Source organism: Microcoleus pseudofavosus SVA1_A4 (assembly GCF_036700565.1).
Classification (GTDB): domain Bacteria; phylum Cyanobacteriota; class Cyanobacteriia; order Cyanobacteriales; family Microcoleaceae; genus Microcoleus.
Genome location: NZ_JAUBPE010000090.1, coordinates 1 through 26,705 on the forward strand (window position 1 = coordinate 1; position 26,705 = coordinate 26,705).

Below are 26,705 nucleotides of genomic sequence, written 5' to 3' on the forward strand. Positions count from 1 at the left end.
GGTTTTTGGCTGGCATACACTATAACTAATGATTGCTTATTTTTTTATATTATACAATCTAGCTGCGTCTCAGCTTAGTACGCGGTGCAAAAAACGGTAAACCATGACAGCCAAAAATCTCGTCAATAAATTTGAGTACAAACCCCTATACAAACCGAATCAATTAATTTGCGGAACGGGGCAAACAGCCATTGTCAGCGGCCCGACAGTAAAAAGTGCGATCCTCTTCGAGGGCTGCGCTAACGGCAAAAATTTACAACCCAACGAATATGCTGCGATCGGGTAACTTTACTAGGACTCAGGTTTTAGTGTAGCTGTCAACGAATTATTAGCTTGAAAAACTTGCCAAGAATGCCATCTTATGAAATAATTTAAAATGTTCAAAATTTCAACTAGAGCGACCTTCAAAAATAAAAACATATATGGATAGATTTCGAGTAGAAGTTATTTCTCAAACACCAAATCCTCAGCAAGTAATTTATGCAGCCCTCCATCAAGACTATACGGAGAATTTCGTATTTGACGATCGCGATTCCTGGCCCTCAGACGCAGAATGCGGAGAAATTATCGTAAAAAGGCTCTTAGCTGGCGATCGAGGGCATTACGGCCCCTTAGAGCATCCACAAATTATTTTTAATTGCGGCTACTTTCCCCACAGTGTCATGCAGCAAGCCAGGACACATCGTGTTGGAGTATCCTTTGATGTGCAATGTCTTGCTGCTGATACCGCAATCACTTTTGTTGATTGTGAGGGAAGTGCTGGCAAGAAAAATTTGAGCAAAACAATTGGAGAACTGTATGACCTTTGGACTAATGGGGAAAAAGCGATTCGTTCTCGGTCTATTCGAGGTCGAAATGGTGAACCACCAGGCGAATATCGTCGTGACTGCAAGCAAAGAATCCGTAAAATGCGCTTGCGAGTTTTAAATGAACAAACTGGCTTCTTTGAAGTGGGTCATATCAAAGATGTAATGTGTAGCGGTATTCAACCCGTTTATAAGGTAACATTGGAAGACGGCAAAACTTTAGAATGTACCGCTAATCACCGTTTATTTACCCCCGACGGTTGGCAAACAATGAAAGATGCGGTTGGGTTAATAAACCACGCAGATGGAAAAGTGGTTCGTATCAACCAAAATTCCCATGTTATGTGTAATGGCGTGTCGGTGACAGATGATAGGATTTATACAGACAAGTCATGGCTTGAAACCAAAATTTCGCAAGGATTGACTATCAAAGAAATTGCTGACTTATCTAACTGCTCTCCCAATACGATTAAAGCATGGACTAACAAACATGGGCTATCTTCAGCCTATTCAGGTTCGCGCTTCCCTGAAGGTCATAAGCCCTGGAATTACAACCCTAACGCTCTCTATCGCGACCATAATTGGTTAGTGGATCAACTTGAGAAAGGATTGCACGCTGATGAAATGGCGACTTTAGCTAACTGCTCAATTGAGGTCGTTAAAAAATGGGTCTATGCTTATGGATTGTCTCTAAATAAGCGACAACCTGGAAGAGATGAACCTTGGAATAAAGGTAAAGGAGGTTATCAACTTAACCTCTCTGAAGAAAGCCGCCAGAGACGAATCGAAAATGCAAAAATTTACACGCAAAGAGGTGCTGAGTCTAATTTTTGGAAAGGTGGTACTTCTACGGATCGAGAATTAATTGGCGCTTGGACGCGGCAAATTGCGCCCCAAGTCCATAAAAAGTTTGATTTTATTTGCCAGAAATGTGCTGTCAGAGGTGGTGTTCTTCACGCCCATCACTTAATACCAGTTTTTGCATATCAATCTCTTGCTTATGATTTTGATAATCTAGTGACTTTCTGCAAAGAATGTCACGAATATATTCATCAAAACAACTTAGAGCTTGAATTTGCTAAAGCTTACTCGCCAATATTAGAGCCTGAAAATTGGCAAGTCAAGCCAAAGCAAAAAGGGAGAAAATTGCGTTCTCATCCCGTAAAAGTCAATAGTGTTGAATATGTTGGCGAACAAATGACTTATGACCTAGAGGTGGATGGTGAATGGCATAATTTCGTTGCTAATGGTTTAGTAGTACATAATTCCCTGCGTTATACAGGCAATCAATTCCTGGATGCAGCAGTCGGCAAAAAAGATATAGAAGATATTTTTTACCTGCGTCCAGTAGATTATTATACCGATCGCGAAGGCAAAAAATACTACTATTCTCCCGAACAAAGAGAACAAGATTTACAGTGGTGTCTAGAAGCCGCTAAACGTTATAAAATTGACTTCGACGGCGGTATGTCCGAGGAACACGCCAGAGGCAAATTACCCTTTGACTACCGCCAGCATTTTGTAGTCAGTTTCAATTTAAGGTCTTTCCTGCATTTTTGTGACTTGAGAAATAAGAAAAATGCTCAACTGGAAATTCAAAAACTCTGCGAAATGATGTGGCCTCATTTGGAGAATTGGGCACCCGACATTGCTAAGTGGTACACAACTACTCGTCTGGGAAAAGCAAGGCTAGCCCCGTAATACATAGTCTGATGTTGAAAGAAGAAGGAAGAAGGAAAAAGAAACAAGATGAAATTAAAAATTCTGCAACTGGATGAATCAGCTATAATCCCCAAATACGCCCACGATACTGATGCTGGATTGGACTTGTTTTCTATAGATGAATTAGAAATTCCTCCGGGAGAAAGCCAGTTAATTCATACAGGCATATCCATAGAATTACCCCAAAAAACAGAGGCTCAAATTCGTCCCAGAAGCGGTTTAGCTCTCAAACACCAAATCACTGTACTCAATGCACCAGGAACAATAGATGAGGGCTATCGAGGCGAAATCAAAGTAATCTTAATCAATCACGGTCAAACTTCTTTTCAAGTGACAAAAGGCATGAAAATTGCTCAAATGGTAATCGCGCCGGTAATTCGCGTGGAAATTGAAGAAGTAAAAATGTTAACTACCAGCTCTAGGGGAGATAATGGATTTGGCTCGACTGGAATCTCGCCATAAATCACTTGTCTCGATACAGTTCTAATTCTAGATTTTAAATGGACAATACACCAGACAACTACGAACCCCCTCAAAGACCAAACTGGGACGAATACTTTTTAATGTTGGCAAAATTAGCCGCAACTCGATCGACTTGTCTGGCATTTCCCGTAGGTGCGGTAATAGTTAAAGATAGGCAAATTTTAGCCACGGGTTATAACGGTTCGCCGTCAGGTTCGGCACACTGTACGACTCAAGGATTCTGCTATCCTGGTTTGAGTAGTTGCGACGCCAGCAAAATTTTGCCATCAAGGGCGGTTCACGCTGAAGCAAATGCGATCGCCAAAGCTGCAAAACACGGCATATCTACCGCTGGGGCTAGTATTTACGTCACCTTAGAACCCTGCATCTATTGTTTGAAGTTAGTCATTGCGGCTGGGATTCGAGAAGTGTTTTACGAAACGACTTTTAACAGCGGCGAAAAAGCTGCTTTGAGAGATACTTTTATCAGTGAAGGTATTGTTGAGTTAAAACAAATTCAGCTATCTGAAGATACAGCAAAAAAGGCTGCTTTGTTTTTATTGCATCCTACATCTGTGTCCAAAAATTTAGTATAGGAGCAATCCCCCCCCCTGGTTGTCGCAGCCACAGGAAACAACTGTGTTGCGTTCCTATAAATGATATTTATTTGCTGGCAATTTGTAGGGATATGGCACTGCCGTATCCTGAATCCTGCGGGATACAAATGATATTTATTTTACAAGTTGTAAGGACACGGCACTGCCGTGTCCTTACAACAAATAGAAATGGCAATTAACCAAAAACCGTCCTGACAAATTGTGAATACCGTGTAGTTGAATCAATCAAACTCATTCACAGCTTGCAAATAGTCGATCGCCGCATCTATCCGCGAAGAATACTTAAAAGCAAACTGATCGAACCAAAATCTCTCATCGGAATTCTTATCCAACTTTTTCAGCCAAACCTGAGCTTGCCTAACTTTCTGCCTGTGCGTTTGTACGTCCAACAGCGGCCCCGCGACTTTTTCTGCTGGCCGCTGCGGTTCCTGTGAAGCCACTTCCCGAGCTTTATTTTGCGCTTCGTACTCAGCCTTAAGCGGTTCCTGTAAAGCCACTTCCCGAGCTTTATTTTGTGCTTCGTACTCAGCCTTAATTTGAGCTAAATCCTTGTCTAAACGACCAGCAGACAAATTTATATCTGATGTTTTAAATGTTGGATTTGACGGCACTGCTGCTTGTTGCAAAGGCGCTTGTGCTTGCACCAGCGGCTGACTTTTCAACTCATCAGCTTGTTTTTGAGATGCTTGATACTCTGCCTTAAGTTCACCTAACAGGCGATCGATCGATTCCATAACTTAAACCCCCTAAAAAATGCTGCTGGGCCAACTGGCACCAATATAATCGCGTGAACTTAGCGCGCCTCCTCAATCAGTTATTGCATTCAGCAATACCTCCGTCAGGGTCATTCCTTCAATATCATCCATCGTCACAGTATCAACAATATCGAATTTAGCCCCGGCGCTTTGCAGTTCGTCATCCAATATCTTGAGAAACTTAGTAGCTTCCGGCGCATTCCCTACTTGAATGAAAGAAATCGCCAACTCTTCATCTCGATCGAGCTTCCGCGAAGCCTCTATAATCGTTTTCATCACTTCTTTGCGATCGTCCGGTTCCCCGTCCGTCACCACTAATATTGTTTCCCCATTTTGCTTGGTCTTACCGGATGCTTTGCGCTGAAAATAACTGTTCAGAGCGTCTTGCAGAACAGCAGCTAAATTCGTAGTTCCCGAAGGTTCGTTTTCTTGGAAAATTTGCACGACTTTAGCTGCTGTTACGTTGTCGTAGCGCTTGAAGCGACCGGAAAACACATAAACTGTTATACCATCAGGATCGAGTTCTTCGCATTTATTCGCCAATGCGATCGTCGATTCTTGCATGAGCGCCCACCGACTTTTACCGCCCATCTGGTCTTTTGTGTACATACTGCCGCTTTTGTCAATGATGATGGTATAGTCGCGGTTCTGAAGCATAGTATTTTTCCTGTTAATTAAGTTTTTCCAAAAAATATCAAAACCAGCGAGCAGAAGCTGTTGAGCTTTAGTTGCTCGCTGCGTTTTTTAGTTGATTTGCGATCGCAAATACCGGAATTTAAGCTGCAACTAAAGCATCTTTAAGCGGCTTCCAGCTAAAAGCTCGATCGCCCCCCATCTCCACTGCTATTTTAACTCGCGGTTCCAACGTCGGCAAAACAGTCAAATACTCAATCTCCTGACTTGACAAAATCTGCCCTTCAATAATCCACAGCACCAGTCCTTTTGCTTTCGGCGGCAAATTGTCTAATTGAGTTTTCAACATCGGCGGCACGTAGTACGTATAACCCACAGCCCCTTCGTTGCCAGTAGTTTTCTTGCCCAAATGCGGCGGCCGCACCCCGTGAACCCCCGTCAAATACATCGCCAAATCGCCCAAACCCCGCGCCGAAATCGTGTACGCACCGTAACCCGCAGCCCTCAGCCGGCGCAGGTAGCGCCCCTCAAATCCTCCCTCTAAAGGAACGTACAGGGCCAGCGACCCCGACTTTTCCAAATCCCGAATCAGATCCGATCCCGTCGTAATCAGTCCCATAAATTTGTCTTGCCTGCTATCTTAAATTTGGTCGATCGCTGCTTGCGAGCTTGAGATATTATAAATCCTCGCTTCTGAGGCGAAAAGTTATCTTCGCGGCCTTGACAAACGGCAAACACTTCATGTACTATAGTGAATTGTCGCCGTAAAAGGATACTGAGTAGTTTACTGCTCAAGTCCTGGCACAAACAAGCAAGACCGAGATAAAACTCGGAGATCGAACAGGTAAAAAGCCGCGAATCTCAACCCTTGCAAGACTTCCACAAGCTCGCTCCCAAATTTAAAACTCAAATTTTAAACACCGAGGAAGGCTGTTGGTTGATAACAGTTAATTGCAGGAACAGTGAAATAAATGTTTCTGCACAAGAGCAAGCGGATTGACGTAAACTTCGCAATCCGAAACCTCTTGCGTAAATAAAAGGAAAAAAATCCGTGTCTGTAGGCATTCTTGGCACCAAACTAGGCATGACTCAAGTGTTTGACGCTGAAGGGAGAGCAATCCCCGTCACCGTCATACAAGCAGGGCCTTGTACAGTAACGCAAATTAAAACGAAACAAACTGACGGCTACGGTGCCGTTCAAGTTGGATACAACGAAGTCAAACCAAAGGCTCTCAACAAGCCAGAATTGGGACACCTTGCCAAGTCGGGGGCGAATCCGTTGCGCCACTTGCACGAATACCGCTTGGAAGACACCAGTTCATTTGAATTAGGCCAACAAGTAAAAGCAGATGCTTTTACACCGGGACAAATAGTAGATGTCATCGGTACAAGCATCGGTAAAGGTTTTGCAGGCTTTCAAAAGCGCCACAACTTTAAACGAGGCCCCATGTCTCACGGTTCCAAGAACCACCGCGAGCCAGGCTCGATCGGGCCTGGAACTACTCCCGGTCGCGTTTATCCCGGGAAAAGAATGGCAGGACGTATGGGCAACGTTCAAGTCACCGTCCGCAAACTAACAATTATCCGGGTGGATACAGAGCAGAATTTGCTGCTAATTAAGGGAGCCGTTCCCGGCAAAGCTGGCGCCTTAGTCAATGTTGTGCCTGAGAAAAAAGTAGGACGTTAGTCAGTAGTAAGTAGTCAGTAGTCAGCAGTCAGTAGATAGTGGTTGGCCGTTAGTAGCAAGCAATAACTAAGAACTAAAAGCTGAAAACTAAGAGCTGAAAACTAAGAGCTGAGAACAGACAACAGACGACAGACAACAGACGACAGACAACTAACAACAGACAACTAACAACAGACAAAGGACAAAAGATATGGTTAACTGTGTAGTGCGAAATTGGCAAGGCGAAGAAGTTGGGGAAACAACTTTAGAACTGCGCGTAGCCAAAGAAGAAAATGCGTCTCACATCGTTCACAGAGCATTGACGCGGCAACTGAATAACGCCCGTCAAGGAAATGCTTCTACCAAAACTCGATCGGAAGTCAGAGGCGGCGGCCGCAAACCCTGGCGTCAAAAAGGAACCGGTCGAGCCAGAGCAGGTTCTATCCGTTCTCCGCTGTGGCGTGGTGGCGGTGTCATCTTCGGGCCAAAACCGAGAGACTTTGAAGTCAAAATGAACAAAAAAGAACGCCGTCTCGCTTTGCGGACAGCATTCTACAGCCGTACAGAAGACTTGATTGTGGTTGAAGAATTTGCAGAGCAATTTCCGAGACCGAAAAGCAAAGAATTGCTGAGTGCGATCGCCCGCTGGGGCATCGAACCCGATACAAAAGTTCTGTTAATATTGCCAGAACCGCAACTAAACGTCTACTTGTCAGGACGCAACATCGAATTAGTAAACGTCATCTTGGCAACGTCCCTGAATGTTTACGACGTTCTCGCGGCTGACAAAATTATCGTCACATCTACAGCCATAGCAAAAATTCAGGAGATTTACGGTGAGTAAAATCGACCCCCGCGACTACGCAGATTTGATCCAGCGTCCGATTCTCACCGAGAAAGCTACCCGAATGATGGAATTAAATCAATTCACATTCGACGTAGCCCCCAAAGCGACCAAGCCTCAAATCAAAGCTGCAATCGAAGAACTATTTAAGGTGAAAGTCACCGCAGTTAACACCCAAAACCCGCCGCGCAAAAAGCGTCGAGTTGGTAAATTCGTCGGCTTTAAACCTTGTTACAAGCGAGCAACCGTAACTCTGACCGACGGAGACTCGATCCGCAAACTCCTATTCCCAGAAGTTTAAAATTTAGTAATAGGTCATAGGTAATGGGCGATCGGTAATCGGTAATCGGTAATCAAAAAGGATGAAGGATGAATTCGGACTTCACAACTTCAAATTACTAATTACCAATTACCAATTACCAATTATCAATTACCAATTACCAATTACCAATTACCGATTACCAAATTATGGGCATCCGTTCTTACCGACCTTATACCTCCAGCACCCGGGAACAGACTGTCTCGGACTTCGCTGAAATTACCAGATCAGAGCCAGAAAAATCTCTAACCAGCAACAAGCACACCAAACAAGGCCGCAACAACCGAGGCGTCATCACCTGTCGCCACCGGGGAGGCGGTCACAAACGGCTGTATAGAGACATCGACTTCCGCCGCGACAAACACAGCATTCCCGCTACCGTCAAGGCGATCGAATACGACCCCAATCGCAACGCCCGCATCGCCCTCCTGTTCTACAAAGACGGCGAAAAACGGTACATCCTGCACCCGCTCAACTTAAACGTCGGTACAGTAATTGTCTCAGGCCCGGACGCGCCGATCGAGATCGGCAACGCCCTCCCCCTGAAGAACATTCCCCTCGGTACCAGCATCCACAACGTCGAGCTAGTACCAGGTAAAGGCGGGCAAATCGTCCGTTCCGCAGGCTCCAGCGCTCAGCTAATGGCAAAAGAAGGTAGCTACGTTACCCTCAAACTTCCCTCCGGCGAACAGCGCAAAGTCCGCGCTGACTGCTACGCCACCATCGGTCAAGTCGGCAACACAGACGCCAGAAACCTCAGCCTCGGTAAAGCCGGCCGCACCCGATGGAAAGGTCGCAGACCCACCGTTCGCGGTAGCGTCATGAACCCGGTAGACCACCCGCACGGCGGTGGCGAAGGCAGAGCTCCTATCGGGCGTCCGGGGCCTATGACTCCTTGGGGCAAACCAGCATTGGGTGCCAAAACTCGACGCAAAAACAAGCGCAGCGACGCTTTAATCGTCCGCCGCCGCCGCAAATCTTCCAAGCGCGGCAAGGGCGGCAGACAAAGTTAGTTTAATGGGTAATGGGTAATGGGTAATGGGTTATTGGAAATAACAAATTACCAATGCCCAATGCCCAATGCTCTTCGGCCCGATGCCCAATTCCCTATTACCAAAATCATGTCTCGATCGCTAAAAAAAGGCCCGTTTGTCGCAGATCATCTGATGACAAAAATCGAAAAACTCAACGCCGCAGGCCAAAAACAAGTAATTAAAACTTGGTCGCGCTCTTCCACAATCCTGCCCCAAATGGTAGGCCACACGATCGCCGTTCACAACGGCAGACAGCACGTACCCGTCTACCTCACAGATCAAATGGTAGGTCACAAACTCGGAGAATTCTCCCCCACTCGCACCTTTAGAGGTCACGCGAAAAGTGGTGATAAAAAGGCAAAAAGATAGCCTAATTAGGTGACAAGTAATAGGTAATAGGAAAAACTTTTTACCTTTTTCCCAATTACCTTTTTCCCAATTACCAACTACCAAGTACCCAAATCGAAATGGCTATAGATACCACATCGGAAATTAAGGCGATCGCCCGTTACATACGGACATCCCCCTTCAAAGTGCGCCGAGTCCTCGACCAAATTCGCGGCAAAAGCTATCAAGAAGCGCTGATTTTACTCGAATTCATGCCTTACCGCGCCTGCGAACCCATAGTTAAAGTTTTGCGATCGGCAGTAGCCAACGCCGAACACAACGCAGGATTGGACAAAGCCAAGCTAGTAGTTTCTCAAGCTTACGCAGACCAAGGCCCAGTCCTCAAACGCTTTAGACCCCGCGCTCAAGGTCGCGCCTACCAAATCCGCAAGCCAACTTGCCACATTACCGTAGTAGTAGCACCGCTCGTAGAAAACTAACCAGGGAAAATGTAATAGGTAATAAACAGCTTAAAGTTGAAAAAAACAGGTAATCACCAATTACCAATTACCAATTACCAATTACCAATTACCAATTAACTCATCAACTTTTATGGGCCAAAAAATACATCCAATTGGTTTTCGCCTCGGCATTACCCAAGAGCACCGCTCTCGCTGGTTTGCTGACCCCAAAAACTATCCCGAACTCTTGCAAGAAGACTTTAAAATTCGCAAGTACGTCCGCAAAACCCTCAGCAATGCTGGCATCTCCTCCGTCCGAATTGAGCGGAAAGCCGATCAAATCGACCTAGAAGTGTTCACCGCCAGACCGGGCGTTGTCGTAGGCCGCGGTGGAGCCGGTATCGAAACTTTGCGCGTCGGTTTGCAGCAGCAACTCGGTAGCAACCGCCAAATCCGCATCAACGTCGTCGAAGTCCAGCGAGTAGACGCCGATGCCACACTGATCGCCGAATACATCGCTCAGCAACTAGAACGGCGCGTATCCTTCCGCCGAGTAGTCCGCCAAGCAATCACCCGCGCTCAAAAAGTCGGCATTCAAGGCATCAAAATTCAAGTCAGCGGACGGCTCAACGGTGCAGAAATCGCCCGTACCGAATGGACGCGGGAAGGCAGAGTCCCCTTGCACACGCTGCGGGCAGACATCGACTACTCCTACTGCACTGCTCAAACCATCTACGGTATTCTCGGCATTAAAGTTTGGGTTTTCAAAGGCGAAATTATTCCCGGACAGGAACCAGAGGCTGCACCAAATGCAGCGGTACCCCGCACCAAACAAAAGCGCCGCCGCCAGAACTTTGAAGATCGATCGAACGAAGGCTAGCTAATTGTTAAGTGTTAGTTGTCACTTGTTAAGTGTCAGTGGTTCCAAACCAATTACCAACTACCAATTACCAATTACCAATTACCCAACTCCCAAAGCCATGTTAAGCCCTAAAAGAACGAAATTCCGCAAACAACAGCGCGGGCGAATGAGCGGTATTGCCACCCGCGGCAACACAGTTAGCTTTGGCGACTTCGCGCTCCAAGCCGTCGAACCCGCTTGGATCACTTCTCGCCAAATAGAAGCCGGACGCCGCGCCATGACTCGCTATATCCGCCGGGGCGGCAAAATCTGGATTCGCATTTTTCCCGACAAACCAGTCACCCAGCGGGCAGCAGAAACCCGGATGGGTTCCGGTAAAGGTAATCCTGAGTTTTGGGTTGCCGTTGTCAAACCCGGCCGGGTAATGTTTGAAATTGGCGGGGTAACTGAAGAAACTGCCCGCGAAGCAATGCGTTTGGCATCTTTCAAATTACCAATTAAAACCAAGTTCATCACCCGCGAAGGAGACCAGTCCTAGCCATGCTCGAAGGTAGAATTAGGTCGGCCTCCGTCAGAATTTTAAACGGCTACAGCAATTTAAAATCTGGCATTCGTAACTTTTCTTTCCTTCGGCATTCAGCATCTAGACAATTCTGTCTTCAAAAGATCGATCGCTCACGATAAAGCACACAATTATGTCTTTGCCCAAGATAAAAGAAGCTAGAGAATTAAGCGATGCAGCAGTAGCAGAGCAAATTTTAGCCGTCAAGCGCCAACTAATGGAGTTGCGGCTCCAGCAAGCTACCGGCCGCATGGAAAAGCCTCACCTGTTCAAGCACGCCAAACACCGGCTCGCTCAATTGATGACAGTTGAACGCCAGCGCCAAATCGCTGCTGATGCAGAAGCGGCCGAAAAATTAGCCGCATCTAAAGAAGCCGGACAGCAAGCTGCAACCGCAGCAGTCAGCCAAGAGTCAGAAGCAGTCGAGCCGACGACGATCGCGCAGTAGTTCAAAAAAACTCAATTGCACAACAAAAATAGGTAGGTATGGCAATTAAAGAACGAGTTGGCGTAGTAGTCAGCGACAAAATGGACAAAACCGTCGTGGTAGCGATCGAAAACCGCTCTTCTCACACCAAATACGGCAAAATCGTAGTCCGCACCAAACGCTACAAAGCTCACGACGAAGAAAATCAGTGCAAATCCGGCGATCGCGTCCGCATCACTGAAACTCGCCCCTTGAGCAAAACCAAACGCTGGGCGGTTGCTGAGATTTTCGGGACAAAAAACGGCTAACAGTTAATTGCGATCTCGCGCTCGCCCGATCGGTACTTGATTAATCAATTAGCCGTAAACAGTCAACACTTAACAGTCAACAGTTAACAGTCAACAGTTAACAGTCAACAATCACCATGATTCAACCCCAGACATACCTCAATGTCGCCGACAATAGCGGAGCCCGCAAACTGATGTGCATCCGCGTATTGGGAGGCGGCAACCGCCGCTACGGCGGAGTCGGCGATGTCATCATTGCCGTCGTCAAAGACGCCATTCCCAATATGGCCGTCAAAAAATCAGATGTCGTCCGGGCCGTCATTGTCAGAACCCGCAAAGGCCTGCGCCGCGACAGCGGCATGAGCATTCGTTTTGACGACAACGCCGCCGTTATTATCAACGTAGACGGCAACCCTAGAGGCACTCGCGTTTTCGGTCCCGTCGCCCGCGAACTGCGCGACAAAAACTTTACTAAAATCGTTTCCTTAGCCCCGGAGGTACTTTAAAATGTACGGAAAAAAGGGTAAACCAACTAGCGAACCGCAGCGCTACAGAATGCACGTCAAAGCAGGCGACACCGTGCAAATAATTACTGGCAAAGAGAAAGGAAAAGTCGGAGAAATCTTAAAGACATATCCTAAAGTCAGCAAAGTAATTGTTAAAGGTGTAAACATCAGAACCAAGCACGTCAAGCCCCAGCAAGACGGAGAGTCCGGGAAAATACTCACGTTTGAGGCTCCCATTCACAGCTCAAATGTCATGCACTATTCCGAAAAAGAGAAAATAGCCAGCCGCGTTTGCTATACATTTAGCGAAGACGGCCGGAAACTGCGACAGCTCAAAAAAACCGGAGAAATCATCGATCAATAGTCATTTGTTAGGGGTTATTAGTTATTGGTGGTTGGAAATAACAACTAACAATCAACAAATAACAAGTAACATAGGACAAATGACAAAAAGCAATTCCCTGACCACGCCCAGGGACAGTTAAACAAACACAAAAACTATGCCGGACAAACTCAAAGTTCTTTATCAAGGAAAAATCGTTCCCAAACTGATGGATCAGTTTAAATATACTAATATCCATCAGGTTCCCAAACTCGTCAAAGTCACCGTGAACCGCGGTTTGGGAGAAGCATCTCAAAATGCTAAGGCACTGGATTCGTCGATCAACGAAATTGGCATCATTACCGGGCAAAAACCGGTGGTGACGCGGGCGAAAAAAGCGATCGCAGGCTTCAAAATCCGCAAAGGAGTACCCGTCGGCGTTATGGTGACGCTGCGCGCCGATCGGATGTACGATTTTCTCGATCGGCTGATCAACCTCGCACTCCCCCGAATCCGCGACTTCCGCGGCATCAGCCCCAAAAGCTTCGACGGGCGCGGCAACTACAGCTTGGGTCTGAGAGAACAGCTAATTTTTCCAGAAATAGAATATGACCGCATCGATCAAATTCGAGGCATGGACATTTCAATTATCACCACAGCAAACACCGACGAAGAAGGACGCGCCTTGCTTAAAGAAATGGGAATGCCGTTCCGGGACAACTAAGCACTAGAGTAAGAAGCAAAAGATGGCAGCTAACGATACCATAGCAGATATGTTGACGCGCATTCGCAATTCTTGCATGGCGCGCCACCAAACAACGCAAATTCCAGCTACAAAAATGACCCGCAGCATCGCCCAAGTCCTCAAAAGTGAAGGCTTTATCAGCGAATTTGAAGAAGCAGAACCAGAAGGGATAAAGCGACATTTAGTGCTTTCTCTAAAGTACAAAGGTAAAACTCGCAAGCCCATCATCACGGCACTTAAGCGAGTCAGCAAACCAGGACTGCGCGTTTACTCGAACCGTAAAGAATTGCCCAGAGTATTAGGCGGAATTGGCATTGCCATTATTTCCACCTCCAGCGGCATTATGACCGATCGAGAAGCCCGACGCCAAGGTTTGGGCGGTGAAGTGCTTTGTTATGTTTGGTAGTCATTAGTCATTAGTCATTAGTCGCTGGTCATTGGCAACAAACTGAAAAATCAATAACTAAGGACTAATAACTAAAGACTAATCATCAAGGACTAATAACTAAAAACAAAGGACAAAAAATTATGTCGCGAATTGGCAAGCGTCCGATTAGCATTCCCACGAAAGTCACCATCACCCTAGACGGTCAAAAAGTAGCCGTCAAAGGCCCTAAAGGTGAACTTTCCCGAGTTATCCCAGCCGAAATCCTCATGGGACTCGAAGGCGAGACTTTACTCGTCACCCGCCGCGACGAATCTCGCGTCGCCAGACAACTGCACGGCTTGTGCCGCACCCTAGTCGCCAATATGGTCGAAGGTGTATCCCAAGGTTTTCAGCGGCGCCTGGAAATTATCGGCACAGGTTATCGGGCCCAGGTTCAAGGACGGAACCTGATTTTAAACGTCGGTTACAGCAAGCCGGTTGAAATGCCTCCTCCAGAAGGCATCACAATGGCAGTTGAAGGCAACACCAACGTCATTGTCTCCGGCATTGACAAAGAACTCGTAGGCAATACAGCAGCCCGCATCCGCGCGGTGCGTCCGCCCGAAGTCTATAAGGGCAAAGGCATTCGCTACAGCGGCGAAGTCGTCCGGCGCAAAGCTGGTAAAACAGGCAAAACAGGTAAGAAGTAACAATGAAGCTTACTCGCAAAGAATCAGTCCACCGCAGACACCGCCGGGTGCGGCGCAAGGTTTTCGGCACCGCCGAACGTCCCAGACTCGCCGTATTTCGATCGTCCCAGCACATCTACGTCCAAGTAATCGACGACACGACACAGCACACTTTGGCTGCTGCGTCAACCCTAGACCCGGATTTGAAGTCCGTTCTCACTTCGGGAAGCAACTGCTCCGCCAGCGTGCAAGTCGGTCAGTTGATTGCCAAACGCTGTTCCAGCGCTGGCATAGTCAAAGTCGTATTCGATCGCGGAGGCAACCTCTATCACGGTCGCGTCAAAGCCCTCGCAGAAGCAGCTCGCGAAGCCGGGTTAGACTTCTAGAGGAGGTAATGGGTAGCGGGTAATGAGTAATTAAAAAGTAAAAAGTCAAAAGTTGAAAGTTAAAAGGCAAAAACCAGATTTCTTCTATTTTTACTTTTTACTCAAACAATTACCAATTGCCGATCGCCTTTCACCAATTACTAATTCCCACAGGACAAAACTATGGCAGAACAAAAAGAACAGCGCAACAAGAAAAAAAGCAGCAGCAACAACAAAGGGCGCGAAAAAGAATCCGAATGGCAAGAACGGGTGGTTCAGATTCGGCGCGTTACCAAAGTAGTCAAAGGCGGTAAAAAACTCAGCTTCCGCGCCATAGTCATTATCGGCAACGAACGCGGTCAAGTTGGAGTGGGAGTCGGCAAAGCTAGCGACGTAATCGGTGCCGTTAAAAAAGGCGTCGCTGACGGCAAAAAGCACCTAATTGAAGTCCCCCTCACCAAATCTAACTCCATCCCTCACCCCATCAATGGTGCAGGCGGCGGAGCCAAAGTAATGATGCGACCGGCAGCACCCGGAACCGGGGTAATTGCAGGGGGAGCAGTGCGAACTGTTCTCGAACTAGCAGGAGTCCGCAACATCTTAGCCAAACAGCTAGGTTCTGGAAATCCCTTAAACAACGCCCGAGCCGCAGTCAACGCCCTCTCCACTCTCCGCACCTTGTCCGAAGTTGCTCAAGAGCGCGGAATTCCAGTAGAAAACCTCTACGGTTAAGGACTAGGGAACGGGACGAATTGTCAGTTTTGAGTATTAAGTATTGAGTTTTGAATAAAAAAATTTCATTCCTCAAAACTCAAAACTCAAAACTACCAATTACCAATTACCAATTACCAATTACCAACTACCAAAACTATGAGATTGCAAGACGCCCGACCAAAAGCGGGTTCCACAAAACGCCCGCGCCGCTTGGGCAGAGGTATTTCTGCCGGTCAAGGCGCGAGCTCCGGTAAAGGGATGCGCGGTCAAAAATCTAGAGCAGGTAGCGGCACTAGACCCGGTTTTGAAGGCGGTCAAAATCCTCTTTACCGCCGCCTCCCCAAGCTGAAGAGCTTCCCGATCGTGAACCGCAAAGAGTACACTACCATTAATGTAAGTAAATTAGCATCACTGCCAGCAAACACAGAAGTTACTCTCACCTCTTTGATGCAAGCAAAAATTGTCACTACTGACGATGGGCCGCTGAAAATCTTAGGAGATGGCGAACTGAATGTGCCTTTGCAAGTGCGCGCTAAAGCTTTTACCGCAGGTGCTCGCACCAAAATTGAAGCCGCCGGCGGAAGTTGCGAATTAGTTGCGTGAAGATTTGAGGTTTGAGAGTATGTCCAAATCTCAAATCCTCAACCTTGCTATCAGAAAATGATTTAGTCGAAAATCCCAAATCTAAAATCCAAAATCGTAACTATGGACGTTAGTAGAGAAAAAGCGCCAACTGCACAAGAGACGTTCATGCAGATGGCTCAAGCTGCTGGTTTGCGAGGCCGCATCCTCGTAACCGTTGGCTTACTGATTTTAGTCCGCCTGGGCGTCCACTTGCCAGTCCCCGGCATCGATCGAGCCGCCTTTGCCCAAAACGTCCAAAATAGCCCTTTAATTGGCTTTTTGGACTTGTTTTCAGGAGGCGGCCTGTCAGCTTTGGGGATTTTCGCGCTGGGGATTTTGCCCTACATTAATGCTTCAATTATTGTGCAACTTCTAACTGCGGCTCTGCCAAGTTTAGAAGACTTGCAGAAAAATGAAGGGGAAGCAGGGCGGCGCAAGATTTCTCAAATTACTCGCTACGTTTCTTTGGGCTGGGCAATTCTGCAAAGCGTTGGCATTGCGATTTGGGTCAGCCCTTTTGCTCAAGCTCCGGCGCCTTTATTCATAGCACAAACTGCTTTGGCTCTGACAGCAGGGTCGATGTTTGTCATGTGGATATCGGAAGTAGTGACGGAGCGAGGTATCGGGAACGGAGCATCGCTGTTGATTTTTATCAACATTGTGTCGGTTTTGCCGCGCTCTTTGGGACAAACTTTTGAATTGGCTCAAAGTGGGGACACGCAAGTTGTCGGCCGTGTAGTCGTTCTGCTGCTGGTCTTTTTGGTGACGATTGTCGGGATTGTTTTTGTTCAGGAAGGTACTCGCCGCATTCCGATTATTTCGGCCCGCCGCCAAGTCGGTCGCAAAGTTTATCGGGAAAGCCGCAGCTATCTGCCCCTGCGCTTGAATCAAGGCGGAGTAATGCCGATTATTTTTGCATCTTCGGTGTTGATTGTGCCTTCTTTCCTAGCTCAATCTCTTAATAACCCGTTTTTGGTTCAAGTTGCTAATGTTTTGAGTCCGAACGGGCCGGCGCCTTGGGCTTACGCGCTGTTTTATCTGACTTTGATTTTGTTCTTCAGCTATTTCTACGCTTCGTTGATTGTCAACCCCGTAGATATGTCTCAGAACTTGAAGAAAATGGGTGCCAGCATTCCTGGGATTCGTCCCGGTCAGAAAACCAGCGATTATGTGGAGAAGGTTTTGAACCGTTTGACTTTCTTGGGAGCGATATTTCTCGGTCTGGTGGCCATTGTACCAACTGCTGTAGAAAGCGCGATCGGTGTGCAAACTTTTAGAGGTTTTGGCGCAACTTCCTTACTGATTCTAGTAGGTGTGGCGATCGAAACTGCTAAGCAAATTCAAACTTACGTCATCTCCCAGCGATATGAAGGAATGGTGAAGTAATCGCAATGCAATTTATTTTCATGGGACCTCCAGGGGCGGGAAAGGGAACTCAGGCTCAGCTCTTAGCTGCTCTCTGGAAAATACCCCACATTTCTACGGGCGAAATCCTGCGCGCCTGCGTGGTGGCGAAAACCGCCTTGGGTCTAAAGGCGCAAGCCTACATGGACAGGGGTGAGTTGGTTCCCGACCAATTGCTGATGGATATCGTGCAGGAACGCCTGAATGAACCGGACGCTAAAGCTGGCTGGATTCTCGACGGTTTTCCCCGCACTGTCGCCCAAGCAACTTTTTTAGACAAACTGCTGCACGAACTTAGCGGTGCGGGGGGGAGTACACCGAACCCAAAATTTGGTCTCAAAGCTGTTAATCTCGACGTGCCTGACGACATTTTGGTGTCTCGCCTGCTGTCGCGGGGCCGGCAGGATGACAATGAGGAGACGATCCGCCGTCGGTTGCAAGTTTATCGCGAGCAAACTGAGCCTTTGATTGATTTTTACAGCGGCCGTCAACAGTTAGTTGCGGTTGATGGCGATCGATCGATGGAATTAGTAACCGCTCAACTGCAACAAGCTCTCTCTGGCGACTCTTGAACCCTCTCAATAGAGCTTGTTACTCACAAGCTTTTGCTAAGATATGTTAACTAGGAGCTTTTTGTGCTATCAGGTTTTGTGAGGGTTGCTAGAGACAGGATTGAACTCGATACTAATTGCCACAACTTTACTCAAGTAAAGCTAAAACAAGCGGTTGGTTGAGTATTAAAGTCGATCGACAGTGCCCGAATTTTTGCCCCTGTTCCCGTTCGATCCCTACCAGTAAATAGGTTTTGAGGTCAACGCTGGAACACTCCTAGTTAATCAAATGTAGAGTTGAGGTAAATACCAAATTGTCTAAGCAAGATTTAATTGAAATGGAAGGGACAGTGACGGAATCCCTGCCCAATGCGATGTTTCGCGTTGACCTAGATAATGGGTTTAACGTGCTGGCTCACATTTCCGGCAAGATCCGCCGCAACTACATCAAAATTCTGCCAGGCGATCGCGTCAAAGTCGAATTGACTCCCTACGACTTAACCAAAGGCAGGATTACTTATCGCCTTCGGAAAAAATAGGCTTAGATAAAACTTTCTAAAAACTAATTCTAAGTTTAATTAGAGAGAATTTGGTAAAAAGCGTCAAATTTATGCTATAATGCTACGTTTGTAGTGTTGCCGAGAAGGGCGTCAACAACCCACCGGTGTACCGGGTTAAGTCATTGCTACACCGTAAAAGTATCGATCGCCAACACTCTGGCGCATGCGAACTTTACCCCAGCAATGGGAGTGGGTGCAAGCGGGCTCCTTCATGAAACAACCCGCACTTTATACAATTTAATCGAGGAGAGGCCTACACCTTGCCCAGCCTCTCCTCCCACCGCTCTACGGGCAGTCCCAGCGTGCCTGCTATCCGTTAGAGCGGGGTTCTCCAGGCAGGAAGAAAGATGAAAGTTCGAGCATCTGTCAAAAAAATTTGCGAAAAATGTCGCGTCATCCGCCGTCGCGGTCGAGTGATGGTGATATGTACTAACCCGAAACACAAACAGCGTCAAGGTTAGAAAACAGGAAGATTGGGCACTGCACGCAGGTGCTGCCTAATTGAATATTGTAGCCAAACAGGAAAACTAGGGAGACAAAAAGTGTGGCACGGATTGCCGGGGTAGACCTTCCACGCGATAAGCGCGTCGAAATAGGTCTGACATACATTTTCGGAATAGGCCTGTCGCGGGCCCAAGAAATCATCGCTGCAACAGGCGTAAATCCTGACACTCGCGTCAAGGATTTAACAGAGGCCGACGTGACAACTCTGCGGACTCATGTAGAAAGCACCTACCAAATCGAAGGAGACCTCCGGCGCTGGGAGTCAATGAACATCAAGCGCCTGATGGATATCGGGACTTACCGCGGTCGGCGTCACCGTTTGGGTCTGCCGGTACGGGGCCAGCGAACCCGCACCAACGCCAGAACCCGTCGCGGCGTCCGCCGAACAGTTGCGGGCAAGAAAAAGGCACCTTCCAAGAAGTAACATCTTTTTGGGAAAACTACGCTGGGGGCTGCTGGCTCCTAGCGCTTCGGTACATTAGTTGAGAGAAACGTTAAAGAGACTAATATGGCGCGACAACAAACAGGCAAGAAATCTGGTGCAAAAAAGCAGAAACGGAATGTACCCAATGGGGTAGGCTACATCCAGTCTACCTTTAACAACACGATAGTAACTATTACCGACCTCAACGGCGAAGTAATATCCTGGGCATCCGCAGGTTCCAGCGGTTTTAAAGGAGCTAAAAAGGGGACTCCCTTTGCAGCTCAAACAGCAGCAGAAAGTGCTGCCCGCAGAGCCAACGACCAAGGAATGCGCCAAATAGAAGTAATGGTGAGCGGGCCCGGAGCAGGTCGAGAAACTGCAATTCGGGCGCTGCAAGGGGCGGGACTGGAAATCACCCTGATTAGAGATGTTACCCCAATTCCTCACAACGGCTGTCGCCCTCCCAAGCGGCGTAGAGTCTAAAACGATTTGAGATTTTAGATTTTAGATTTTGGATAATGGCTAACTGCTTAAAGTCAAAAACTAATGGTTCTAACTGTTGCCCCGTCCATCCAAAATCCGAAATCCGTTCAGGGGTATGCTCTGCAATCTAAAATCCAAAATCAAAAATCCAAAGTGGAAAAGGGAGGTCACTCCGTGGCGCAGTTTCAAATTGAATGTATAGAGTCTAACACTGACAAAGACCGCAGTCAGTACGGAAAATTTGTCCTGGAACCGCTCGATCGCGGTCAGGGAACAACTGTTGGGAATGCGCTTCGGCGAGTTCTGCTGTCAAATTTGGAAGGAACGGCAGTAACTTCAGTCCGAATCGCGGGCGTCAATCACGAGTTTGCCACGATCGAAGGGGTACGTGAGGACGTTCTGGAAATTCTCCTGAACATGAAAGAGGTCGTCCTCAAAACTCATTCTCAGCAGCCGCAAATCGGCAGGTTGCGGATTGAGGGGCCCGTCACAGTTACGGCCGATAGGTTCGATTTGCCCTCTGAGGTGGAATTGATCGATCGCTCCCAGTACATTGCAACTCTCTCGCCCGGCTCAGTTCTGGAAATGGAATTCAGAATTGAAAAAGGCATCGGATACCGAGCAGTAGACCGCAGTCGCGATGATGGGTCGGCTTTGGATTTCCTCCAAATTGACGCCATCTTTATGCCGATTCGCAGAGTCAACTACAGCGTTGAAGATGCTCGGCTAGGCGGCACTGTCGAGAAAGATCGGCTGGTGATGGAAATCTGGACTGATGGCAGCGTGACTCCTCAAGAAGCTCTGAGTCAATCTGCCCACATCCTGGTAGATTTGTTTGCACCTCTCAAAGACATCACCCAAGATTCTCTCAAACCAGAGTATCCAGGTGAAGCCGATCCTACGAGCCAAATTCCGATCGAAGAATTGCAGTTGTCCGTCCGGGCTTACAACTGTCTCAAGCGGGCTCAGATCAACTCAGTCGCAGACTTATTGGATTATACCCAAGAAGACTTGCTCGAGATCAAGAACTTCGGGCAGAAGTCCGCAGAAGAAGTGATTGAAGCTTTACAAAAGCGCTTGGGCATTACCTTGCCACAGGAAAAGTCAGCTAAAAGTTAATCAACGGGTAACGGGTAAAAAAGTTCTGAATTTTAAATAGGTGAGTTTTTAAGTTAAAGAATTCACCGCTCAAAACTCGCGGACTATCCCGGCGCCCAATTACCAATTACCAATTACCAACTGCCATGCGTCACCGCTGTCGCGTTCCCCAACTCAGCAAACCGGCCGATCAGCGCCGCGCCCTACTGCGCTCGCTGACCACCGAATTAATCCGCCACGGTAAAATCACTACCACTCTCGCCCGCGCCAAAGCGCTGCGCTCAGAGGCGGATCGGATGATTACCCTGGCCAAAGATGGCTCCTTGGCCGCTCGCCGCCAAGCGATGGGCTATATCTACGACAAACAGTTAGTACACGCCTTGTTTGAGGCGGCCGGGGAACGGTACGGCTCGCGCAATGGGGGCTACACCCGCGTAGTGCGAACTGTTCCCCGTCAAGGAGACAATTCCGAAATGGCGATCGTTGAACTGGTTTAATTCAATTTTGGGTTGGAGATTTTTGATTTATGAGTGACAATCCAAAATCCCCAATCGAAAATCCCCAATCGATACAGCGCGTTGCTTTGGTGATCCAATACCTCGGCACTAACTTTCACGGTTGGCAGCGACAGCCGAACCAGCGTACAGTACAAGAAGAAATTGAAACAGCAATATCGACTGTTCTGGAACGCCCGGTAACGCTGCACGCTGCCGGGAGAACTGATGCGGGAGTTCACGCCGCTGCTCAAGTAGCCCATTTTGACGCCCCGGGCCCAATTCCGGCTCACCGCTGGGCAAGCGTTCTCAACTCTCGACTGGCAAAAGATATTTTAATTCGAGCTTCGGCAAAGGTGGAACCTACCTGGCACGCTCGGTTCTCAGCCAGTTGGCGGCGCTATCGCTACACCCTTTATACAGACCCGACCCCTAATTTGTTTGTGCGTCCTTTTGCTTGGCACTGCTATCACGCGCCTGTGGACGAATCAAAGATTCAGGCAGCAATGACCCCGCTAATCGGGCGGCATCACTTGGCTGCTTTCCACCGTGCGGGGTCTGCCCGGCCTCATTCTTGGGTGGACGTACAAGCAGCAGAGTGTCACCGTTCTGGGTCTCTTATATATATCGAGGTTCAGGCGAGCGGGTTTCTGTACGGGATGATGCGGCTGCTGGTGGGGTTGCTGGTGCAGGTGGGTCGCGGGGAAAGGGCGATCGACAATTTCACAGATATTTGGGTCAACGAACGCCGAGAAATGGTAAAATATGCCGCTCCCGCTCAAGGTTTGTGCCTGCTGCGGGTTGGCTATTGTGAATTTCCCTTTCCCCCAGATGTCTGGTACGACACTCAGCCAAAATTAGTCATTAGTCATTAGTCATTAGTCATTAGGTAACTACTAATAAAAAACTAAGGACAAGTAACAATTAAAAACTGACAACTGACAACAGACAACTGACAACTAACAACAGTTAACAGTTAACAGACAACTAACAACAAACAATGAACAAAACTTACGTCCCTACTCAAGACTCCCTAGAGCACAAGTGGTACGTGGTCGATGCCGCCGACCAGCGGCTGGGCCGTCTGGCAACAGAAGTTGCCATGTACCTCCGGGGAAAACACAAACCGACTTACACTCCTTCTATGGATACCGGCGATTTCGTCATTGTGATCAATGCCGACAAAATCGCTGTTACTGGCAAAAAACGCACTCAGAAAATCTACCGCCGCCACTCTGGCAGACCGGGCGGCATGAAAACAGAAACTTTTGCAAAATTGCAAGCACGTTTGCCCGAAAGAATTGTCGAAGAAGCTATTCGGGGAATGCTGCCTCACACTTCTCTAGGCAGACAACTGTTTACTAAACTGAAGGTGTACGCTGGCCCCAACCACCCGCACCAAGCTCAACAACCAGAAGAATTAATTGTTCACACGATTCCGGGAGGAAATGAGTAATGCAAGCAACAGATACATCCGGTCGCGCTGTGTACTGGGGTACCGGCCGCCGCAAGTGTTCCGTAGCGCGGGTGCGCTTGGTTCCCGGCACTGGCATACTGACTGTCAATGGTAAAGAGGGGGATTTGTACCTGCAATTCAACCCTACTTATTTGGCTCTCGCTAAGGCCCCTCTGGAAACTTTGGGTCTGGAAAATGAGTACGACATTTTGGTAAAAGTCGAAGGCGGTGGCTTGACAGGTCAGGCTGACTCGATTCGCTTGGGTGTCGCTAGAGCACTTTGTCAATTAGACCCGGACAACCGCAAGCCTCTGAAGACTGAGGGCTATTTGACTCGCGACCCGCGGGCAAAAGAACGGAAAAAGTACGGTTTGCGGAAAGCTCGCAAGGCTCCTCAATACTCGAAGCGGTAATAGAGGGAAGAAGGAAGAAGGAAGAAGGAAGAAGGAACCAGGAAAAGGCCAAAATTATCTATCCAGATTTTATCTGCCTTTTTTTGAAGTTTATTTCCGATTCCTGATTCCTGGTTCCAACAGATATAAGGCAAAATTGCTGCTGTTGTTGGTGTACAAGTCCTGCGGCAGCTAAAATGGTTGTAAAGTCAAAAATTAGAGAGTAAAAACAATGGCAAAAGATGGCATTCACCCTGAGTGGTATCCCGAATCTCAGGTTTATTGCAACGGGGAACTTGTGATGACTGTGGGTTCAACTAGACCAAAGCTTCAAGTTGATGTCTGGTCGGGAAATCATCCTTTCTATACTGGCACTCAGAAGATTATTGATACTGAAGGTCGTGTGGAACGCTTTATGCGGAAATACGGCATGACGGAGGTAGAAATGCCGAAGGCAGATGCTTCCTCTGGGCCGCTGAAAATGGAAGAGCCGAAAGCAGATGCTTCTAAGGCTGCTGGTAAAGGCAAAAAGAAGAAGTAGCCGGATTGTCATTTGTCCGCAGTTTGTTGAGAGTAGTTCTTTCTACCGACAACTTACCGCCCTCGGATTTTAGATTTTAGATTGAAGACTTGCTATGCAGGGAGTAGAGTTCGATCGAGTAGAGTTCGATCGACATTCTATCCTAACTGCTCTTGAGTTCTAAAATCTAAAATCTAAAATCTAAAATCTAAAATCGATCCGCCCTCGGATTGGAGAGTTGAGATTGAAGACTTCGCTATGCAGGCAGTTGAGTTTTATCGAGATTCTATCCCAACTGTTCTTCAAATCTAAAATCTAAAATCTAAAATCGATTGACAAAGGACAACTGACAATGGCTGAATCTTATTTGCTGGATAAATTGAAGTCGGTAGAGCAAACTTTTAATGAGTTGACTCGTCGCATGGCTGACCCGGATGTGGCTAGGGACAATCAAGAGTTTCAACGGGTAGCGAAAGCTCGATCGTCCTTGGAGGAAGTGGTCGATACTTTTGATCTGTGGAAAACAACTCAGGACGATTTAATCGATGTTAAACAAGTTCTCAAGGAAGCAGCGAGCGATCGAGAAATGCAGCAAATGGCCGCGCTGGAAGTTGAGGAACTTGAATCTAAGCTGGAAAATTTGGAAACCCGTTTGAAGGTTTTGCTGCTCCCCCGCGACCCGAATGATGATAAGAATATTATGCTGGAAATTCGGGCGGGTACTGGCGGAGATGAGGCTAGTATTTGGGCGGGAGATTTGCTGCGACTGTATTCCCGTTACGCTCAAACTCAAGGGTGGCAGGTGAAGTTGGTGAGCGAGTCGCTGGCGGAAATGGGCGGATTTAAAGAGGTGATTCTGGAAATTACAGGCGACAGCGTTTACAGCAAGCTGAAGTTTGAGGCTGGAGTACACCGGGTGCAGCGAGTGCCGGTAACTGAGGCTGGCGGCCGGGTGCATACTTCGACGGCGACGGTGGCTGTGATGCCGGAGGTGGATGATGTGGAGATTCACATCGATCCGAAGGATATTGAGATGAGTACAGCTCGATCGGGCGGTGCTGGCGGCCAAAATGTTAACAAGGTGGAAACTGCTGCGGATTTGTTTCACAAGCCGACTGGGATTCGGATTTTCTGTACTGAGGAGCGCAGTCAGTTGCAGAATAAGGAGCGGGCGATGCAGATTTTGCGGGCTAAGCTCTATGAGATGAAGTTGCGGGAACAGCAGGATGAGGTGAAGTCCCGGCGTTTGGCTCAGGTTGGTACTGGTTCGCGATCGGAGAAGATTCGCACTTACAACTATAAGGACAATCGGGCTACCGACCACCGTTTGGGGGAAAATTTCTCGCTCAATAGTGTTTTGGAAGGGGATATTGAGGGGATTATTCAAACTTGCATTTCTCAGGATCAGCAGGAACGTTTGGCTGAGTTGGCTGCTTCTACTAATTGATGGAGTGATGGGGGGCTAGGCGCATTGTTTGCTCAGCCTCAGTTCCCTTGTTACGCGGGAGATATGCTTGAGCAGGGCTTCCCAAATGGCATCGGCGATCACCACTGGATACTTGAAATGTTCCAGGTCGTATTGTACGATGATTTCTAGAGGTGCTAGGGTTTGCTTGTTTCTACAACTGGCAATTGTGGCGATCGCCTCTTGTTGCCATCTTGCAAATAGTCTGTAGCTGAAAAAGGAACTGCATTTTTGTCCTTTCTTGTTCAGGTAAACAACTATTACTTGATGTTGTTTGGGGTAGACTTTGACTATGCGGTTGACGGGCATTCTCAAGGCTTCGGCTGCTTCTTTTTTGGAGATTTGCCAGCACTGGGGTTTTAGCCAACCGGAGGCTGTGAGGCTTTGACGGGTGCGGCTGGGCTTGTGAGTTTTTAGATTGCGTCTCTTGGTCATTTTTACTTTCCCTGATGTCTGTCTTCGGTTTCAAAGTTCGATCGGGCTGTCCCCTTATGTTGGGTTCCTAGCTCAGAACCATTTGTTTAGCGACTCCTTGGGTCTATCAAAACTTAAGTTGTAATTATTAGTTTACTTGCAAGCCTTTCCAGTGTCAAGTGTAATTATGAATTGCAAGTGGAAAATTCTGGAGTTGGGAAGTAAACTGAATTATGTGGGATTAAGTAGTGACAGCAGTTGTGAACGCAGAAGCTAAGAAAAAATTGATCGAGATTGTCAAACTAGCTCGCGGTTCCATGAGTCAGCGGGGATTCGGCAAGCTTCTGGGTGTCTCTGCGACAGCCGTTCAGTTGTGGGAAAAAGGTCAGAGCATCCCAGATACAGAAAATTTGGCTCAGATTGCTGTGAGGGCGGGGTTTACACTTGAAGAGTTGCTCGCTCATCTGGAAGGCAAACCCATGCGTGAACCGGTAGATACTAACGATCTGCTGAAAAAAATTCAATGTATACCAATTAGTGAGTTAGCCGTGGTTGGTAGAGCCGTGATGGATAGACTCGCGGCGGCGGCTGAGTCGTCTGGGAAATATAGTTGATGTATCTGTTCGTAAGTAGACTCGTAGATACGATCGAGTAGCTTTTAGGGACTTGCGGAAAAATAAAATACCAGTTAAAATGAGATAACCGTGATATCCCATTTTGGTAAAGTTTCAGAACGTTGCCATGAGGGTAGATACTGTTTTAACTCATGAGGTAAGACTTTTATTCCTTTCTCGTAAGTTGTCTCAACTAAGTGTACAATGGGC

General features: G+C 47.6%; 40 protein-coding genes. 36 read left to right on the plus strand and 4 right to left on the minus strand.

Translation table 11 applies throughout. From position 1 onward, the window contains the following. Window positions 1-103 precede the first annotated feature (103 nt). From QUA02_RS28465 to QUA02_RS28480, 4 genes are all read left to right on the plus strand, one after another. On the plus strand, window positions 104-286 hold the full coding sequence (locus QUA02_RS28465) for a hypothetical protein (protein WP_333032870.1): 183 nt from the start codon (window positions 104-106) through the stop codon (window positions 284-286). 136 nt (window positions 287-422) lie between these two features. Continuing rightward, a complete protein-coding gene (locus tag QUA02_RS28470; RefSeq protein ID WP_333032873.1) occupies window positions 423-2,507 on the plus strand; it encodes an FAD-dependent thymidylate synthase in 2,085 nt (694 codons plus the stop codon). 48 nt (window positions 2,508-2,555) lie between these two features. Next, a complete protein-coding gene (dut, locus tag QUA02_RS28475) occupies window positions 2,556-2,990 on the plus strand; it encodes a dUTP diphosphatase (RefSeq protein ID WP_333032875.1) in 435 nt (144 codons plus the stop codon). A 38-nt stretch (window positions 2,991-3,028) separates the two neighbouring features. Beyond that, window positions 3,029-3,586, plus strand: a complete 558-nt coding sequence (locus tag QUA02_RS28480; protein WP_333032877.1) for a deoxycytidylate deaminase — start codon at window positions 3,029-3,031, stop codon at window positions 3,584-3,586. Between the two features lie 242 nt (window positions 3,587-3,828). On the opposite strand, the gene QUA02_RS28485 is transcribed toward QUA02_RS28480, so the two are convergent. The 3 genes from QUA02_RS28485 to QUA02_RS28495 form a co-directional block, all read right to left on the minus strand. Beyond that, window positions 3,829-4,341 carry a salt stress protein, Slr1339 family gene (locus tag QUA02_RS28485; RefSeq protein ID WP_333032878.1) on the minus strand — a complete coding sequence of 171 codons (513 nt, stop codon included), beginning with the start codon at window positions 4,339-4,341 and terminating at the stop codon, window positions 3,829-3,831. A gap of 72 nt (window positions 4,342-4,413) precedes the next feature. Then, window positions 4,414-5,019, minus strand: coding sequence for a vWA domain-containing protein (locus QUA02_RS28490; RefSeq protein WP_333032879.1), 606 nt, complete (start codon window positions 5,017-5,019; stop codon window positions 4,414-4,416). Between the two features lie 118 nt (window positions 5,020-5,137). Continuing rightward, window positions 5,138-5,614 carry an NAD(P)H-quinone oxidoreductase subunit N gene (locus QUA02_RS28495; RefSeq protein ID WP_332978150.1) on the minus strand — a complete coding sequence of 159 codons (477 nt, stop codon included), beginning with the start codon at window positions 5,612-5,614 and terminating at the stop codon, window positions 5,138-5,140. 432 nt (window positions 5,615-6,046) lie between these two features. On the opposite strand from QUA02_RS28495, the gene rplC reads away from it, so the two are divergent. From rplC to prfA, 31 genes are all read left to right on the plus strand, one after another. After that, window positions 6,047-6,682: a 50S ribosomal protein L3 gene (gene rplC / locus QUA02_RS28500; protein WP_333032880.1), complete on the plus strand. Its 636-nt coding sequence runs from the start codon at window positions 6,047-6,049 to the stop codon at window positions 6,680-6,682. 190 nt (window positions 6,683-6,872) lie between these two features. After that, on the plus strand, window positions 6,873-7,505 hold the full coding sequence (rplD, locus tag QUA02_RS28505; protein WP_333032881.1) for a 50S ribosomal protein L4: 633 nt from the start codon (window positions 6,873-6,875) through the stop codon (window positions 7,503-7,505). After that, window positions 7,498-7,806 (plus strand): 50S ribosomal protein L23, encoded by a 309-nt coding sequence (locus tag QUA02_RS28510; RefSeq protein WP_172190395.1) that lies wholly within the window; start codon window positions 7,498-7,500, stop codon window positions 7,804-7,806. Before rplD ends, QUA02_RS28510 begins: the two co-directional genes overlap by 8 nt. A 167-nt stretch (window positions 7,807-7,973) precedes the next feature. Continuing rightward, the gene (rplB, locus tag QUA02_RS28515) at window positions 7,974-8,837 is read left to right on the plus strand and encodes a 50S ribosomal protein L2 (protein WP_333032882.1); all 864 of its coding nucleotides are present in this window, start codon (window positions 7,974-7,976) and stop codon (window positions 8,835-8,837) included. A 108-nt stretch (window positions 8,838-8,945) separates the two neighbouring features. Beyond that, the gene (gene rpsS, locus QUA02_RS28520) at window positions 8,946-9,227 is read left to right on the plus strand and encodes a 30S ribosomal protein S19 (RefSeq protein ID WP_041623488.1); all 282 of its coding nucleotides are present in this window, start codon (window positions 8,946-8,948) and stop codon (window positions 9,225-9,227) included. 98 nt (window positions 9,228-9,325) lie between these two features. Next, window positions 9,326-9,685, plus strand: a complete 360-nt coding sequence (gene rplV / locus QUA02_RS28525) for a 50S ribosomal protein L22 (protein ID WP_172190397.1) — start codon at window positions 9,326-9,328, stop codon at window positions 9,683-9,685. A gap of 112 nt (window positions 9,686-9,797) precedes the next feature. Beyond that, window positions 9,798-10,526 carry a 30S ribosomal protein S3 gene (rpsC, locus tag QUA02_RS28530; protein WP_333032883.1) on the plus strand — a complete coding sequence of 243 codons (729 nt, stop codon included), beginning with the start codon at window positions 9,798-9,800 and terminating at the stop codon, window positions 10,524-10,526. A 100-nt stretch (window positions 10,527-10,626) separates the two neighbouring features. Further along, window positions 10,627-11,046 (plus strand): 50S ribosomal protein L16, encoded by a 420-nt coding sequence (gene rplP / locus QUA02_RS28535; protein ID WP_333032885.1) that lies wholly within the window; start codon window positions 10,627-10,629, stop codon window positions 11,044-11,046. Between the two features lie 157 nt (window positions 11,047-11,203). After that, a complete protein-coding gene (rpmC, locus tag QUA02_RS28540) occupies window positions 11,204-11,518 on the plus strand; it encodes a 50S ribosomal protein L29 (RefSeq protein ID WP_333032887.1) in 315 nt (104 codons plus the stop codon). A 38-nt stretch (window positions 11,519-11,556) separates the two neighbouring features. Next, window positions 11,557-11,805: a 30S ribosomal protein S17 gene (rpsQ, locus tag QUA02_RS28545; protein ID WP_333032888.1), complete on the plus strand. Its 249-nt coding sequence runs from the start codon at window positions 11,557-11,559 to the stop codon at window positions 11,803-11,805. A 116-nt stretch (window positions 11,806-11,921) separates the two neighbouring features. Then, window positions 11,922-12,290, plus strand: coding sequence for a 50S ribosomal protein L14 (gene rplN / locus QUA02_RS28550; protein ID WP_172190401.1), 369 nt, complete (start codon window positions 11,922-11,924; stop codon window positions 12,288-12,290). A 1-nt stretch (window position 12,291) separates the two neighbouring features. Then, entirely contained in the window at window positions 12,292-12,654 is a 363-nt protein-coding gene (gene rplX, locus QUA02_RS28555; protein ID WP_333032889.1) for a 50S ribosomal protein L24, read from the plus strand. Window positions 12,655-12,790: 136 nt separating this feature from the next. Continuing rightward, the gene (gene rplE / locus QUA02_RS28560) at window positions 12,791-13,336 is read left to right on the plus strand and encodes a 50S ribosomal protein L5 (protein ID WP_333032890.1); all 546 of its coding nucleotides are present in this window, start codon (window positions 12,791-12,793) and stop codon (window positions 13,334-13,336) included. 22 nt (window positions 13,337-13,358) lie between these two features. Further along, window positions 13,359-13,763 (plus strand): 30S ribosomal protein S8, encoded by a 405-nt coding sequence (rpsH, locus tag QUA02_RS28565; protein WP_332978141.1) that lies wholly within the window; start codon window positions 13,359-13,361, stop codon window positions 13,761-13,763. A 122-nt stretch (window positions 13,764-13,885) separates the two neighbouring features. Further along, window positions 13,886-14,434, plus strand: a complete 549-nt coding sequence (gene rplF, locus QUA02_RS28570; protein ID WP_333032892.1) for a 50S ribosomal protein L6 — start codon at window positions 13,886-13,888, stop codon at window positions 14,432-14,434. 2 nt (window positions 14,435-14,436) lie between these two features. Continuing rightward, entirely contained in the window at window positions 14,437-14,799 is a 363-nt protein-coding gene (gene rplR, locus QUA02_RS28575) for a 50S ribosomal protein L18 (RefSeq protein WP_333032893.1), read from the plus strand. Window positions 14,800-14,961: 162 nt separating this feature from the next. Continuing rightward, window positions 14,962-15,510, plus strand: a complete 549-nt coding sequence (gene rpsE, locus QUA02_RS28580) for a 30S ribosomal protein S5 (protein ID WP_106150139.1) — start codon at window positions 14,962-14,964, stop codon at window positions 15,508-15,510. A gap of 138 nt (window positions 15,511-15,648) precedes the next feature. Beyond that, window positions 15,649-16,095: a 50S ribosomal protein L15 gene (gene rplO, locus QUA02_RS28585; protein ID WP_333032895.1), complete on the plus strand. Its 447-nt coding sequence runs from the start codon at window positions 15,649-15,651 to the stop codon at window positions 16,093-16,095. A gap of 102 nt (window positions 16,096-16,197) precedes the next feature. Further along, complete coding sequence (secY, locus tag QUA02_RS28590) at window positions 16,198-17,502, plus strand: preprotein translocase subunit SecY (protein ID WP_333032896.1); 1,305 nt, start codon at window positions 16,198-16,200, stop codon at window positions 17,500-17,502. A 5-nt stretch (window positions 17,503-17,507) separates the two neighbouring features. Then, a complete protein-coding gene (locus QUA02_RS28595; RefSeq protein WP_333032898.1) occupies window positions 17,508-18,092 on the plus strand; it encodes an adenylate kinase in 585 nt (194 codons plus the stop codon). 293 nt (window positions 18,093-18,385) lie between these two features. Then, window positions 18,386-18,610, plus strand: a complete 225-nt coding sequence (gene infA, locus QUA02_RS28600) for a translation initiation factor IF-1 (RefSeq protein WP_006276978.1) — start codon at window positions 18,386-18,388, stop codon at window positions 18,608-18,610. A 368-nt stretch (window positions 18,611-18,978) separates the two neighbouring features. Continuing rightward, window positions 18,979-19,092, plus strand: coding sequence for a 50S ribosomal protein L36 (gene rpmJ, locus QUA02_RS28605; RefSeq protein ID WP_015178722.1), 114 nt, complete (start codon window positions 18,979-18,981; stop codon window positions 19,090-19,092). Between the two features lie 83 nt (window positions 19,093-19,175). Beyond that, complete coding sequence (rpsM, locus tag QUA02_RS28610; protein ID WP_333032900.1) at window positions 19,176-19,559, plus strand: 30S ribosomal protein S13; 384 nt, start codon at window positions 19,176-19,178, stop codon at window positions 19,557-19,559. Window positions 19,560-19,643: 84 nt separating this feature from the next. After that, window positions 19,644-20,042, plus strand: a complete 399-nt coding sequence (gene rpsK / locus QUA02_RS28615) for a 30S ribosomal protein S11 (RefSeq protein WP_006634980.1) — start codon at window positions 19,644-19,646, stop codon at window positions 20,040-20,042. A gap of 174 nt (window positions 20,043-20,216) precedes the next feature. Further along, window positions 20,217-21,161, plus strand: coding sequence for a DNA-directed RNA polymerase subunit alpha (locus QUA02_RS28620; RefSeq protein WP_333032909.1), 945 nt, complete (start codon window positions 20,217-20,219; stop codon window positions 21,159-21,161). Between the two features lie 125 nt (window positions 21,162-21,286). Continuing rightward, window positions 21,287-21,637 (plus strand): 50S ribosomal protein L17, encoded by a 351-nt coding sequence (gene rplQ, locus QUA02_RS28625; RefSeq protein ID WP_333032901.1) that lies wholly within the window; start codon window positions 21,287-21,289, stop codon window positions 21,635-21,637. A 29-nt stretch (window positions 21,638-21,666) separates the two neighbouring features. After that, complete coding sequence (truA, locus tag QUA02_RS28630; protein WP_333032903.1) at window positions 21,667-22,509, plus strand: tRNA pseudouridine(38-40) synthase TruA; 843 nt, start codon at window positions 21,667-21,669, stop codon at window positions 22,507-22,509. Between the two features lie 125 nt (window positions 22,510-22,634). Continuing rightward, window positions 22,635-23,090 (plus strand): 50S ribosomal protein L13, encoded by a 456-nt coding sequence (rplM, locus tag QUA02_RS28635; protein WP_332978133.1) that lies wholly within the window; start codon window positions 22,635-22,637, stop codon window positions 23,088-23,090. Then, window positions 23,090-23,503 (plus strand): 30S ribosomal protein S9, encoded by a 414-nt coding sequence (gene rpsI, locus QUA02_RS28640; protein WP_194067224.1) that lies wholly within the window; start codon window positions 23,090-23,092, stop codon window positions 23,501-23,503. The genes rplM and rpsI overlap by 1 nt, the downstream gene beginning before the upstream one ends. Window positions 23,504-23,714: 211 nt before the next feature. Beyond that, the gene (rpmE, locus tag QUA02_RS28645; RefSeq protein WP_006634974.1) at window positions 23,715-24,023 is read left to right on the plus strand and encodes a 50S ribosomal protein L31; all 309 of its coding nucleotides are present in this window, start codon (window positions 23,715-23,717) and stop codon (window positions 24,021-24,023) included. 331 nt (window positions 24,024-24,354) lie between these two features. Continuing rightward, a complete protein-coding gene (gene prfA / locus QUA02_RS28650) occupies window positions 24,355-25,449 on the plus strand; it encodes a peptide chain release factor 1 (RefSeq protein WP_333032904.1) in 1,095 nt (364 codons plus the stop codon). 15 nt (window positions 25,450-25,464) lie between these two features. On the opposite strand, the gene QUA02_RS28655 is transcribed toward prfA, so the two are convergent. After that, window positions 25,465-25,902, minus strand: a complete 438-nt coding sequence (locus QUA02_RS28655; protein WP_333032905.1) for a hypothetical protein — start codon at window positions 25,900-25,902, stop codon at window positions 25,465-25,467. Between the two features lie 227 nt (window positions 25,903-26,129). Between QUA02_RS28655 and QUA02_RS28660 the strand changes: the two genes are divergently transcribed. Further along, window positions 26,130-26,495, plus strand: a complete 366-nt coding sequence (locus tag QUA02_RS28660) for a helix-turn-helix domain-containing protein (RefSeq protein WP_333032907.1) — start codon at window positions 26,130-26,132, stop codon at window positions 26,493-26,495. The last annotated feature ends 210 nt before the right edge of the window (window positions 26,496-26,705 follow it).